Origin of the sequence: Pseudomonas sp. R1-18, from assembly GCF_051132095.1 — a bacterium.
Classification (GTDB): Bacteria; Pseudomonadota; Gammaproteobacteria; order Pseudomonadales; family Pseudomonadaceae; genus Aquipseudomonas.
The window spans coordinates 4,619,471-4,632,781 of the sequence record NZ_CP071658.1 but is presented as its reverse complement, the minus strand read 5'-3'; the positions used below and the strand labels follow the sequence as shown (position 1 = coordinate 4,632,781).

Sequence of the window (13,311 nt, the reverse complement as noted above, 5' to 3'; positions counted from 1 at the left end):
TGGTGCTGGGCGGCAGATCGCGGACCATTCCGCTCCTACATGTATCGTCCAGAGCTGTGGCAGGCAGCCGAAACTTAAACCAATACGATCTGGTTCTTGCCCTGTCGCTTGGCCTGGTACATCGCGCCGTCGGCTCGGCCATACAGTGCTTCGAGGCTGGCGTCGTCCTTGCCGAGGTTGGTCAGGCCCATGCTTGCAGTGATACCAAAGGTGATATCTCCACACTGAAACTGCTGACGCTGGATCTCGCGTTGCAGCCTTTCGGCGATCTGCATGGCCATTTCCGGAGCGCAGCCGGGGAACACGGCCGCAAACTCTTCGCCGCCAATGCGCCCGAACAGATCGCCACGGCGCAATGCCGAACGGCCGCTTTCAGCAATACGCTGCAGCACGGTGTCGCCTTCCTGGTGACCATAGGTGTCATTGACCAGCTTGAAGTCATCGATATCCAGCAGCAGGAACGCCAACGGCGTGCCGTTGAGGCGGGCCAGTTCGAACTCGCGTTGGGCGCATTCGAAAAAATGCCGACGGTTGCTGCTTTGCGTCAGGACGTCGGTCGTCGCCAGGCGTTGAAGCTCGTCTTCGAGATGCTTCTTCTCCGTGATGTCCTCGGCGATGCCGACCACGATCAAGCGCTGGCTGGCATCGGCGCGATGGCTGACGAAACACTTGTCGCTCAGCCAGCGCACTTCGCCGTCGGCGCGGATGATCCGGTACTCGCGGTCTTCGACCGAGCCTTTCTCGATCACCTCGCTCAAGCTGCGCTCGGCGTAGTTGAGGTCGTCCGGGTAGATGCTGTCGCGCCATTCGCTGTAGTCGGCCAGTAACAGACCTGCCGACCGCCCGAAAATCCGCTCATACGCGGGGCTGACATAGACCATGCGCTGGGTTTCCCAGTCGAATGCCCACAACACCGCATTGACGCTGACCAGCAACGAGCTGAACAGCTGTTCGCGTTCGCTCAGGCGCGCCACTTCGGCCTGGGCATGCATCAACGCCAGCAGGGTCTCCGCGGCAGCCGGCATCTCGGTCATCGGAGTAGCAGTTGGGTTTGCTGTCTGTTTTTCCATGGCCCGGATCTCAACGACGCGCAGCCACCGCTGCCGCGCCCCCCACACGATTATGGGTAAGCTGATGATTAAGCTGATGAGATAGGTTTTACGGGGGGAAGTTCCAGATCAGGCGCGCCCCTGTGGAGCGCGCTGATTAGCGGCGTATCAGGCCTGAGCAGGGCGCAGCGAGTAGGTTTTCAGCTGGTCGGCGAAATCGCGCAGCGACTGGATACCGCTGGCTTCGGCTTCGTGAACCCAGTCCTTGATGGCCGAGAGCATGTCGTGGCCATTGCTGCTGGTCTTGGCCCAGATCTGCTGAAGCGCAAGCCGCTTCTCGTAGATCACTTTCAGGGCATGGCTGTGCTCCAGCATGGTCTGGATGCGCATGTGATGCTTGTCATCCAGCAGGCTGGTTTCGCGCGACAGCAGGCGTTTGGCCCGATGGAACTGATGGCGGACCGACGCATCGGCCTTATTCAGCTCCTGGGCAACCAGCGGAGCGATGACCAGCTTGCGGTACTGCGCCATGATCTGGAAGCGGTTGTTGAGGATCGCCATGGCGGTGTCCATGTCCATGCTGCCCTTGCCTTCGATCCGATGGGCAATCGGCGCGACCCGCTGGACCTTGGCCAGACGCAGGAAGCTGAACAGCTTGATCCACGCCCAACCCATGTCGAACTCCCACGGCTTAACTGACAGCTTGGCCGAGTTGGGGTAGGTGTGGTGATTGTTGTGCAGCTCTTCGCCGCCGATCACGATGCCCCACGGCACCAGATTGGTGGCGGCGTCACGGCATTCGAAATTGCGATAGCCGACTGCGTGACCCAGGCCGTTGACCACGCCGGCGGCCCAGAACGGAATCCACATCATCTGCACGGCCCAGACCGTGATACCGAGCGCGCCGAACAGCGCCAGGTCGATGACCGCCATCAGGGCGATACCCAGCATCTTGTAGCGAGAATAAAGATTACGCTCGATCCAGTCTTCGGGGCAGTTCTTGCCGTAGATCCGCAGCGTCTCCGTATTCTGCGCTTCCTCGCGATAAAGCTCGGCACCTTTGCGCAGCACGGTGGACAAACCTTTTACGACCGGGCTGTGCGGGTCGTCAACGGTTTCGCATTTAGCGTGGTGTTTGCGGTGGATGGCTGTCCACTCGCGAGTGTTCTGTGCCGTGGTCAGCCACAGCCAGAAGCGGAAAAAGTGCTTGAGCCCGGCGTTCAGCTCCAGAGAGCGGTGCGCCGAATAGCGATGAAGGTAGACCGTAACGCCGACGATAGTCACATGGGTCATTGCAAGCGTGACCGCGACTACCTGCCAGACAGAAAGGTCGAGCAAACCGTTGTACCACATAGGCTGTTGGGCCCTCGAGAAAACACTCGTGAAGAAAAATGTAACCAAAGCATTATCTCTGAGCCTGCACAGAAAACCAGTCGTGCTTATAGATAAGCGTCGCAGGATGTTTCTTACCTTATAATCCGCTCTTTTTGTAAGGCTTTTCGTTTTCTTATGACAGATTCATCTCGTAGTGCGCTGCGTACGGCCATTTTGTACGGCGCGCTGTCCGTCATATGGCTGGCCGCCAATGAGGTTCTGCTGCCGATACTGATCGACGATCCGGCTCGATTGGTGTTCTCGAACCGGATAAGCGGTCTGGGCTGGCTGTTGTTCAGCGCCGCCATGATCTTCAATGCGCGCCACCGTCTCGCGCGCTGCAAGACAGATGACGCGCAACTGCGCAGGCAACAGGATGATCACGAGCGTCTTCGCCTGGCCTGGGCGGTGTTCGACAGCACCCGCGAAGGCGTGCTGGTCAGCGACGCCACCGGGAAGATTGTCCATGTCAACCGAGCTTTCGTGGAGATCACGGGCTACCAGCCCGAGGAAGTGCTGGGCTTCAACCCGAGCAAGTTCAAGTCCGGCCGTCATGGTCCGGAGTTCTACCGGGAGATGTACAGCTCGATCCTCAGTGCGGGCCAGTGGAGCGGTGAGATCTGGAATAGGCGCAAAAGCGGCGAGGTCTACCCACAGTGGCAAAGTATTCGTGCCATCAACGATGACGCCGGGCAGCTCAAGCATTTTGTGGCGGTGTTCTCCGATCTGACCGCCATCAAGCGTTCCGAGCAGGAGCTGATCCAGCTGGCGCATTACGATGCGTTGACCCAGTTGCCCAATCGCCTGCTGTTCACCGACCGGACCGCTCAGGCGCTGACTTCTGCCCATGCAACCAAGCGTGGCTGCGCGTTGTTGTTGATCGATCTCGATCACTTCAAGAACATCAACGACAGTCTTGGCCATGCCCTTGGCGACGAGGTGATCAAGGCCGCTGCAGATCGCCTGCGCGCTTTATTCGATGGCGACCTGACCCTGGCCCGACTGGGTGGCGATGAATTCGGTCTGTTGGCCAAGGATTGCCAGCAAGTGGTGCAGGCCGCGGGGCTGGCGCAAAGGATCGTGGACGCTTTCAAAGAACCCTTCCAGCTGGACCGGCATCAGTTGTTTATCACCGCAAGTATCGGCATCAGCCTGTTCCCTGGTGATGCGCAGTCGGCCGGGCAACTGCTGCGAAATGCCGATTCCGCCCTGTTCAAGGCCAAGAGCGACGGGCGCGAAGGCTATGCGCTGTACACCGAAGAGCTGACCGCTCATGCCCAGCAGCGAGTCGAGCTGGCCACGGAGCTGCGCCGCGCTATCGAGCAGCAGGAGTTGCGGGTTTTCTACCAGCCTGTGCATGACCTCACTACGCGTCGCATCAAAGGCGTCGAAGCACTAGTCCGCTGGCAGCACCCCCGGCGCGGAATGGTCTCGCCGGCGGAATTCATCCCTATCGCCGAGCAGAGCGGATTGATCGCCGATATTGATGGCTGGGTGCTGAACACGGCTTGTCGCCAGATGCAGAACTGGCTGGCAGCAGGCGTTCAGATTGCCTTCGTGGCGGTCAATGTTTCCAGTCGATTGTTCAGGAATGGCGATCTGGACCGGAGGGTTGCGCGGGCGCTTCAGGACAGCGGGCTTGATCCGGCTTTTCTGGAGCTGGAAATCACCGAAAGCGCGGTGATGGATGACCCTGAGCAAGCCATCGAACAGATGCACCAGGTGCGCACGCTGGGCGTCAGTCTCGCCATTGACGATTTCGGCACCGGTTATTCGTCATTGCTGCGCCTCAAGCGCATGCCGGTGCAAAAGCTGAAGATCGATCAGGGCTTTGTTGCCGGGCTGCCCGATGGCGAAGACGATATTTCCATCGTGCGCGTGATCATCGCGCTGGCGCAAAGCATGGGGATGCGAGTGCTGGCCGAAGGCGTCGAGGAGGCCGATCAGGCCGCGTTTCTTCTTGAAAACGGCTGTGAACTGGCGCAGGGCTACTGGTTTGCGCGACCGATGCCTGCCGAACAGATCGATTGGTCCGGCGCGCCGGATTTTCAGATCCCGGCACCCTGACCACTGCGCAAGGTCCAGCCCGCTTGCAAAGAGGCGAGCTGTAGGAGCGCGCTTGCCTGCGACAGCGTCGGCTTGCGCGCAACGGTCTTGACGCCTGAACGATCCAGTCGCGGGCAAGCGCGCTCCTACGAGGCCTCTGCTGTTATTAAGGCCTTTTGGTTATATCTGCATTCTTAAATAGTCTTTTTAAGAATATCCCGGCATCACTACTATTGCCTCACCGCCAGCGCCCCTCGCTTCCCAGTCGCGAGGGCAGGCTTCTCAAATTTCAAGGAATACGATTATGAGCGCATCTCTACGTAGTGTTGACGGTCAGGACGAAGCAGCGATTCTGCGTGAGATTCAGAGTGCGTTGCGTGACCTGCGTTTTGGCGCCGTTGAAATCACCGTGCATAACGCTCAAGTGGTGCAGATCGAGCGCAAGGAAAAGTTTCGTTTGCAAAACTCCGGCCCCAAGCCGAACTGACGCTTTACCCGACTGGTTAACCGGAGGGCTTCAATTTGACTCCTGATACATCCCTTAAAAGCAGCGCGCCGGGCCGAATGCGGCACTGACACGCGAAGAAAAATCAAAAAGCCAACACCACAGATTTTCCAGGAGCTTCACCTATGTCCATTCGCCGTTTTGCTCTGGCTGCACTGGCCAGTGCGGTTTTCGCAGGGTCCGCTGTCGCCAAGGATTATGAGCTGCTCAACGTGTCGTACGATCCGACTCGCGAGCTGTATCAGGAATACAACGCCGAGTTCGCCAGCCACTGGAAGAAGGCTCATCCGGACGACAGCGTCACCATCAAGCAATCCCACGGTGGTTCGGGCAAGCAGGCTCGCGGTGTGATCGACGGTCTGCGTGCCGACGTGGTTACTCTGGCGCTGGCCGGTGACATCGATGAGATCGCCAAGCTAGGCAAGACACTGCCCGAGGATTGGCAGAAGCGCCTGCCGGAGGCCAGCACACCGTACACCTCGACCATCGTATTCCTGGTGCGCAAGGGCAACCCCAAAGGCATCAAGGATTGGGGCGACCTGATCAAGAAAGACGTGTCGGTCATCACGCCGAACCCTAAAACCAGCGGCGGCGCGCGCTGGAACTTCCTGGCCGCCTACGGCTATGGCCTGAAGACCGGCGGCAGCGACGCCAAGGCGCAGGAGTACGTGAAGGAGCTGTTCAAGCACGTTCCGGTCCTCGATACCGGTGCACGTGGTTCGACCATTACCTTTGTCAACAACGGTCAGGGTGACGTGCTGCTGGCGTGGGAAAACGAAGCCTTCCTGGCGCTGAAAGAAGACGGCGGCGCGGACAAGTTCGACATCGTCGTACCTTCGCTGTCGATTCTGGCCGAGCCGCCTGTAGCGGTAGTCGACAAGAATGCCGAAAAGAAGGGCAACACCGAAATCGCGAACGAGTACCTCAAGCACCTGTACAGCAAGGAAGGCCAGGAAATCGCGGCGAAGAACTTCTATCGCCCGCGTGATGCCGAAATCGCCGCGAAGTATGAAAAACAGTTCCCGAAACTGAACCTGCTGACTATCGACAAAGACTTCGGCGGCTGGAAAACTGCCCAGCCGAAATTCTTCAACGATGGCGGCGTGTTCGACCAGATCTACCAGGCGCAGTAATCTGCGACGACACCGCCTGGCGCGGTGTCTTTTATCTGGTCTCGTGGCCCGGGCTGATTGCCCGGGCTTTGATGTATCAAGCCAGGACTTTATGAAAACGTAGCGAGCGAAGGCAAAACAAGGCAAAAACAGGCGTGGAACGGCCGGGGTCGCGATCGACTTTAGTGGGCCTAAATGAGCATTCCGCGCCTGTTTTTAACGCAGTAGTGCCGAGCGCAGTAGTTTTCAGGAAGTCCGAAGGATCTTTATGTCGCGTCGTATCTCTCCCGTCATACCCGGCTTCGGGCTGACGCTGGGCTACACCTTGGTGTACCTCAGTCTGATTGTGCTTATCCCGCTGGCGGCGATGTTCGTGCACGCCGCGCAGCTGACCTGGGATCAGTTCTGGACCGTCATCACCGCGCCGCGAGTGATTGCCGCTCTGAAACTGAGCTTCGGCACCGCGTTCTTCGCGGCCCTGATCAACGGCGTGATCGGTACGCTGCTGGCCTGGGTGCTGGTGCGTTATACCTTTCCCGGCCGCAAGATCATCGATGCGATGATCGACCTGCCGTTTGCCTTGCCCACCGCCGTAGCCGGTATCGCACTGACCGCGCTGTACGCGCCTAACGGTCTGGTCGGGCAGTTCGCGACCGACCTGGGTTTCAAGATCGCCTACACGCCACTGGGCATCACTCTGGCGCTGACGTTTGTCACCATGCCGTTCGTGGTGCGCACGGTGCAACCGGTGCTCGCCGACATTCCGCGTGAGGTCGAGGAAGCTGCCGCGTGTCTGGGCGCTCGTCCATTGCAAGTGTTTCGCCACATCCTGATGCCTGCCTTGCTGCCCGCCTGGCTGACCGGTTTCGCTCTGGCATTCGCCCGTGGCGTTGGCGAGTACGGTTCGGTAATTTTCATCGCCGGCAACATGCCGATGAAAACCGAAATCCTGCCGCTGCTGATCATGGTCAAGCTCGACCAGTACGACTACACCGGCGCGACCGCTATCGGCGTGATGATGCTGGTGGTGTCTTTCATCCTGTTGCTGCTGATCAACTTGCTGCAGCGGCGCATCGAAACCCCGGCCTGAGGAGGCGCGCATGTCTGGTTCATCGGTTACCGCCGCTGTCTCCGCCAACGACGCTCGTCGTGGCAACGCTGTGGCGCGTCGTATTCTGATCGGTCTCGGCTGGCTGATCTTTGCCCTGTTTTTGGGGCTCCCACTGTTTATCGTGGTGTCGCAAGGTCTGAAAAACGGCATTGGCGCTTTCATGTCGGCGATTCTTGAGCCCGATGCGTTGTCCGCGCTGAAACTTACCGTCATCGCCGTGCTGATTTCGGTGCCGCTCAATCTGGTTTTCGGGGTGAGTGCGGCGTGGTGCGTGAGCAAGTACTCGTTTCGCGGCAAGAGCATTCTGGTGACTTTGATCGACCTGCCGTTCTCGGTGTCGCCGGTCATCGCCGGTCTGGTCTACGTGCTGATGTTCGGCGCGCAGGGCCTGTTCGGGCCGTGGTTGCAGGATCACGACATTCAAATCGTGTTCGCCTTGCCGGGCATCGTGCTGGCGACCATCTTCGTTACGGTACCTTTCGTGGCCCGTGAGCTGATCCCGCTCATGCAGGAGCAGGGCACGCAAGAGGAAGAGGCGGCGCGGCTGCTGGGCGCCAATGGCTGGCAGATGTTCTGGCACGTCACTGTGCCGAACATCAAATGGGGCCTGATCTACGGCGTGGTGCTCTGTACTGCGCGGGCGATGGGAGAGTTCGGTGCGGTCTCGGTGGTCTCCGGCCACATTCGCGGCGTTACCAACACGCTGCCGCTGCATGTCGAAATTCTCTATAACGAGTACAACCACGTGGCAGCCTTTGCCGTGGCGAGCCTGTTGCTGATCCTGGCGCTGTTCATCCTGCTGCTCAAGCAGTGGAGCGAATCCCGCATTAACCGTCTGCGCCAAAGCGCGGCGGAGGAATAATACATGTCGATCGAAGTCCGTAATGTCAGCAAGAATTTCAACGCCTTCAAGGCACTGAACAGCATCAGCCTGGACATCCAGAGCGGTGAGCTGGTCGCCTTGCTTGGCCCGTCAGGCTGCGGCAAGACCACCTTGCTGCGCATCATTGCCGGCCTGGAAACGCCGGATGCCGGCAGTATCGTGTTCCACGGCGAAGACGTCTCCGGCCACGATGTACGCGACCGCAACGTGGGGTTCGTCTTCCAGCACTATGCGCTGTTTCGGCACATGACTGTGTTCGACAACGTCGCGTTCGGCCTGCGCATGAAGCCCAAGAACCAGCGCCCGAGCGAGACGCGCATTGCCGAGAAGGTCCACGAACTGCTCAACATGGTGCAGCTCGACTGGCTGGCAGACCGTTACCCTGAACAGTTGTCCGGCGGCCAGCGTCAGCGTATCGCCCTGGCTCGCGCCCTGGCGGTGGAACCCAAAGTACTGCTGCTCGACGAGCCTTTCGGCGCGCTGGATGCCAAGGTGCGCAAAGAGTTGCGCCGCTGGTTGGCTCGGCTGCATGAAGATATCAACCTGACTTCCGTGTTCGTGACCCACGACCAGGAAGAAGCCATGGAAGTGGCTGACCGGATCGTGGTGATGAACAAAGGCGTGATCGAGCAGATTGGCTCGCCTGGCGAGGTCTATGAGAATCCTTCGAACGACTTCGTCTACCACTTCCTTGGCGACTCCAATCGCCTGAGTCTGGGCGGTGATGGCCATGTGCTGTTCCGTCCGCACGAGGTGTCCCTGTCGCGTCACGAACTGGAAGATCACCACGCCGCCGAGGTTCGCGATATTCGACCTCTGGGCGCCACAACCCGCGTAACGCTGAAAGTGGAAGGCCAGGGCGATCTGATCGAAGCCGAAGTGGTCAAGGATCACGACAGCCTGATCGGGCTGGCGCGTGGCGAAACGCTGTTCTTCAAGCCCAAGGTCTGGCAGAAAGTGCCGAATGTCTGACCTGTGATGAGTAAACGCCCTTACGTTCGATGAGGGCGTTTTTTTCAGAGCGTCAGTTCAACCTGCCCCAACCGCGCGCCAGAAGGCCCGAAACTGTGTTCGATCATCCGACGGCTGCCGTCAGCATTGACGATCAGCACCGTACTGGCACGAGTGCCATAATTCGGACTGCTGATGAACACGCTGGAAAGCAGGGCTTCGGTCGCCAGGCCGACGCCCGTGTTGGGTAATTCGGCTTGCGCGGCCGGCGTCGGGTCGTGCAGCAGCTGCAGCAGAGTTGAAGGCTGCGGGTCGCCCAGCTGCCCGGCCAGGGAGGCTTTTGCCTTGAGCAGCTTGGGCCACGGCGTATTCAAGCCGGCATTCGAGACCCCGTAGATGCCCTCTTCGAGCGGTACCGGCACAGGGTCCGCCGAATTGAGGTAGTACAGACGCTGCGCGTCACCCGCCAACAGATTGAAACCCGTGTATTCAGAGGCTCGCCCGGCGGCTTCAGCAAGGTAGTCCTCCAGCGACTGCGTGCCGCTCAGATACCGGGCAACCAGATCGCCGCGGGAACGCAGACCGATTGGCTGGTTGGGGTCACGAATATTGGTCAGCGCGGCGAAACGTCCGTCATCGCTGATGCCCATCCAGGTGCCACCAGCTTCAAGATCACGCCCGGCGTAAACCTGCGGCGCATCAGGCCATCGGGCCAGTGGCAGAGTCGGGCGCGCATAGAATTCGTCCCGGTTGGCCGCCACGATCAGCGGAGTCGGATGGGAAGGGCGCCAGGCGAAAACGATCAGGCACATGCGGTACTCCTTTTTCGCTCACTGTACGCACCCGACGCCTGCACATCCATCGCGCGCTGCTAGAGCATCAAGCCTCGCTCCGGTAACATGCCCGACCGGCGAAGCGTCCGGGTATTTGTGCCCGGCGATGCAAGAAAATTTCATGATTTTGCGCTGGCGGCGTTCCGCTCTGCCGTCGCATAGTCTGCTGCCCGAGTTTCAATCGCTCCTGTGAGCGTCCCAATTGAGGAGTCGCAATGCTGCCTTACCCGCAGATTGACCCGGTAGCCGTTGCTATTGGCCCGCTGCAAATCCACTGGTACGGGTTGATGTACCTGGTTGGTATCGGCGGAGCCTGGTTGCTGGCTTCGCGTCGCCTGAACCGCTTCGATCCGACCTGGACCAAGGAAAAGCTCTCGGATCTGATCTTCTGGCTGGCCATGGGCGTGATCGTCGGCGGGCGTCTGGGTTATGTGCTGTTCTACGATCTGTCCAACTACCTGGCCAACCCGCTGCTGATTTTCGAGGTATGGAAGGGCGGCATGGCGTTCCATGGTGGTTTCGTCGGCGTGATGCTCGCGGCCTGGTGGTTCGGCAAGCGCAATGGCAAGAGCTTCTTCCAGCTTATGGACTTTGTCGCGCCGCTGGTGCCTATCGGCCTGGGCGCGGGTCGCATCGGCAACTTCATCAACGCCGAGCTGTGGGGCAAGCCAAGCGATGTGCCTTGGGCGATGGTCTTCCCGCCGTTCAGCGACCCGGCGCAACTGGCGCGCCACCCGTCGCAGCTATATCAGTTCGCGCTGGAAGGCGTGGCACTGTTCATCATTCTTAATCTTTTCGCGCGCAAACCGCGTCCGACCATGGCCGTTTCCGGCATGTTCGCGCTGTTCTACGGGATCTTCCGCTTTGTGGTCGAATTCGTACGCGTTCCCGACGCGCAGCTCGGCTACCTGGCCTGGGGCTGGGTCACCATGGGGCAGATCCTCAGTCTGCCGATGATCATCGCCGGTCTGGCCATGATCTGGCTGGCCTACAAGCGCGCTCCGGTTGCCGGCAAGGCAGCGGTCTAACACTGAAGCGCCGGGTCAACGCCCGGCGTTTTCAACGATGCAGGTGATTTATGAAGCAATATCTGGAACTCGTCGCCCATGTGATAAAGCATGGGACCTTGCAGGCCAACCGTACCGGCGTGAACACCATCAGTTTCCCTGGCGCGATGCTGCGTTATGACCTGCAGGAAGGTTTTCCGGCGATCACCACGCGGCGCATGGCGTTCAAGTCCGCCATCGGCGAAATGGTCGGCTTTCTGCGCGGCGTGAACAATGCCGCCGAGTTCCGCGAACTGGGCTGCAAGGTCTGGGACCAGAACGCCAACGAAAACGCGCAGTGGCTGAACAACCCGTTCCGCCAGGGTGAAGACGACCTGGGCGAAATCTACGGCGTGCAGTGGCGCAAGTGGCCGGCCTACAAGCGCATCGCCGTGGGCAACAAGGCGGCCATTGAACTGGCGTTAAGCCAGGGCTACCGCCAGATTGCCGAGTCTGAAGAAGACGGCGAGTCGTTTGTGGTGTTGTACAAGGCCATCGACCAGATCCGCCAGTGCGTAGACACCATCATCAACGATCCCGGCAGCCGCCGTATCCTGTTCCACGGCTGGAACTGCGCGCAGCTCGATGAAATGGCCTTGCCACCATGCCATCTGCTGTACCAACTGCACCCGAATCCGCAAACCCGCGAGATTTCCCTGACGTTGTATATCCGCTCCAACGATCTGGGCCTAGGGACGCCGTTCAACCTGACCGAAGGCGCAGCATTGCTCAGCCTGATCGGCCGCCTGACCGGCTACACGCCACGCTGGTTCACCTACTTCATCGGCGACGCCCATGTGTATGAGAACCACCTCGACATGCTCAACGAACAGCTTACCCGCGAGCCGTATCCGATGCCGAAGCTAGTAATATCCGATCGCGTCCCCGAGTTCGCCAAGACCGGCGTTTACCAGCCTGAGTGGCTGGAGCTGATCGAACCGTCGGACTTCTCGCTCGAAGGCTACCAGCACCACCCCGCAATGACTGCGCCGATGGCTGTGTAAGCGCAACCCCTGCGGGAGCGGACTTGTCCGCAAGCGCGCTCCTGCAGGTTCGGCGTGATTTCGCCATGCAAATCACGGCCGGGTGCCGACCTCGGCTTTCTGCGCGGTCCATGGCTTGACCCGGTCACTCAACGACAAGCCCAGGCCAGGGCGCGTCGGCACCAGCATGCGGCCGTCGCGGGTTTCCAGGCGTTCGTTGAACAGCGGTTCCAACCACTCGAAATGCTCGACCCAAGGTTCGGTCGGGTAAGTCGCCGCCAGATGAATATGCAGCTCCATCGCAAAGTGCGGCGCGAGCATCACGCCGGCCTGCTCGGCCATCGCGGCAACCTTCAGAAACGGTGTAATGCCGCCAACTCGTGGCGCATCCGGCATCAGGTAATCGGCGCCCCGTAGCTTGATGAATTCCGCATGCTCGGCGACGCTGGTGAGCATTTCGCCGGTCGCGATCGGCGTGTCGAATTGCAGCGCCAGCGCGGCATGGCCTTCGGCGTCGTAGCAGTCCAGCGGTTCTTCGATCCACACCAGATTGTAAGCCTCGAATTGCCGGCACATGCGCTGCGCGGTGGGGCGGTCCCATTGCTGGTTGGCATCGACCATCAGTGGGAATTGCTCGCCAAGATGCTTACGCACCGTGCTGACGCGCTCGATATCGACCGAGCTATCCGGCTGGCCGACCTTGAGCTTGATGCCGCCGATCCCTTTTTCGCGGGACAGGTCGGTGTTTTTCAACAGTTGGTCCAACGGCGTATGCAGGAAACCTCCCGAAGTGTTGTAGCAACGTACCGAATCACGCTGGGCGCCGAGCAGTCGCGCCAGGGAAAGATTGGCGCGCTTGGCCTTGAGGTCCCACAGCGCGACGTCGAACGCGCCGATGGCTTGGGTCGACAGCCCACTGCGGCCCACCGAAGCGCCGGCCCAGCAGAGTTTGGTCCACAGCTTGCTGATGTCACTGGGATTCTCGCCGATCAAGGCGGGCGCGATTTCCTTGGCATGGGCAAACTGACCCGGCCCGCCGGCGCGTTTCGAATAGCTGAAACCCAACCCGCCAAGGCCATCGACCGTCTCGATCTCGACGAACAGCATGGCAATTTCGGTCATGGGCTTCTGCCGACCGGTCAGCACCTTGGCGTCGCTGATGGGATTGGCCAACGGCAGGAACACTGAAGAGATTTTGACCCAGGCGATGCGGTCGTTATCGGAAGAGGTGCGGTTTTGTTGTTGTTCAACCATGTGGCTCTCCTTGAGGTGATGGCTAACTTCAGTCGAAGCGAGGCTGTGGATATCTTCGCAATTGTGCGCTGGGCACGGGGTTTGATTGCGCAATCATTTCCGTCTGGAAAAAAGGCGGTGTGGAGCCAAGCCTCGTCGGATGCTACGCTGATTGCGCAATCATT

At 59.8% G+C, this 13,311-nt stretch carries 12 protein-coding genes; 8 read left to right on the top strand and 4 right to left on the bottom strand.

Annotated elements, in window-relative coordinates:
- Positions 1-74 precede the first annotated feature (74 nt).
- Both J3P77_RS21000 and desA read right to left on the bottom strand, forming a co-directional pair.
- Positions 75-1,070, bottom strand: coding sequence for a GGDEF domain-containing protein (locus J3P77_RS21000; protein WP_434678486.1), 996 nt, complete (start codon positions 1,068-1,070; stop codon positions 75-77).
- A 147-nt stretch (positions 1,071-1,217) separates the two neighbouring features.
- The gene (gene desA, locus J3P77_RS20995) at positions 1,218-2,402 is read right to left on the bottom strand and encodes a delta-9 fatty acid desaturase DesA (RefSeq protein WP_434678485.1); all 1,185 of its coding nucleotides are present in this window, start codon (positions 2,400-2,402) and stop codon (positions 1,218-1,220) included.
- Positions 2,403-2,558: 156 nt separating this feature from the next.
- On the opposite strand from desA, the gene dibA reads away from it, so the two are divergent.
- The 6 genes from dibA (at position 2,559) to J3P77_RS20965 (ending at position 9,052) form a co-directional block, all read left to right on the top strand.
- Positions 2,559-4,490 carry a phosphodiesterase DibA gene (dibA, locus tag J3P77_RS20990; RefSeq protein WP_434678484.1) on the top strand — a complete coding sequence of 644 codons (1,932 nt, stop codon included), beginning with the start codon at positions 2,559-2,561 and terminating at the stop codon, positions 4,488-4,490.
- Between the two features lie 283 nt (positions 4,491-4,773).
- On the top strand, positions 4,774-4,956 hold the full coding sequence (gene oscA / locus J3P77_RS20985) for a sulfur starvation response protein OscA (RefSeq protein WP_434678483.1): 183 nt from the start codon (positions 4,774-4,776) through the stop codon (positions 4,954-4,956).
- 143 nt (positions 4,957-5,099) lie between these two features.
- Positions 5,100-6,107: a sulfate ABC transporter substrate-binding protein gene (locus J3P77_RS20980; RefSeq protein ID WP_434678482.1), complete on the top strand. Its 1,008-nt coding sequence runs from the start codon at positions 5,100-5,102 to the stop codon at positions 6,105-6,107.
- Positions 6,108-6,354: 247 nt separating this feature from the next.
- The gene (gene cysT, locus J3P77_RS20975; RefSeq protein ID WP_434678481.1) at positions 6,355-7,176 is read left to right on the top strand and encodes a sulfate ABC transporter permease subunit CysT; all 822 of its coding nucleotides are present in this window, start codon (positions 6,355-6,357) and stop codon (positions 7,174-7,176) included.
- A gap of 10 nt (positions 7,177-7,186) precedes the next feature.
- On the top strand, positions 7,187-8,059 hold the full coding sequence (cysW, locus tag J3P77_RS20970) for a sulfate ABC transporter permease subunit CysW (protein WP_434678480.1): 873 nt from the start codon (positions 7,187-7,189) through the stop codon (positions 8,057-8,059).
- A gap of 3 nt (positions 8,060-8,062) precedes the next feature.
- Entirely contained in the window at positions 8,063-9,052 is a 990-nt protein-coding gene (locus J3P77_RS20965; protein ID WP_434678479.1) for a sulfate/molybdate ABC transporter ATP-binding protein, read from the top strand.
- Between the two features lie 44 nt (positions 9,053-9,096).
- Here J3P77_RS20965 and J3P77_RS20960 read toward each other — a convergent pair whose 3' ends face one another.
- Positions 9,097-9,843, bottom strand: a complete 747-nt coding sequence (locus J3P77_RS20960) for an NRDE family protein (protein WP_434678478.1) — start codon at positions 9,841-9,843, stop codon at positions 9,097-9,099.
- A gap of 236 nt (positions 9,844-10,079) precedes the next feature.
- On the opposite strand from J3P77_RS20960, the gene lgt reads away from it, so the two are divergent.
- A complete protein-coding gene (gene lgt, locus J3P77_RS20955; RefSeq protein ID WP_434678477.1) occupies positions 10,080-10,892 on the top strand; it encodes a prolipoprotein diacylglyceryl transferase in 813 nt (270 codons plus the stop codon).
- Between the two features lie 50 nt (positions 10,893-10,942).
- Entirely contained in the window at positions 10,943-11,914 is a 972-nt protein-coding gene (locus J3P77_RS20950) for a thymidylate synthase (protein WP_434678476.1), read from the top strand.
- Between the two features lie 72 nt (positions 11,915-11,986).
- Here J3P77_RS20950 and J3P77_RS20945 read toward each other — a convergent pair whose 3' ends face one another.
- Entirely contained in the window at positions 11,987-13,147 is a 1,161-nt protein-coding gene (locus tag J3P77_RS20945) for an L-talarate/galactarate dehydratase (protein WP_434678475.1), read from the bottom strand.
- Between the last annotated feature and the right edge of the window lie 164 nt (positions 13,148-13,311).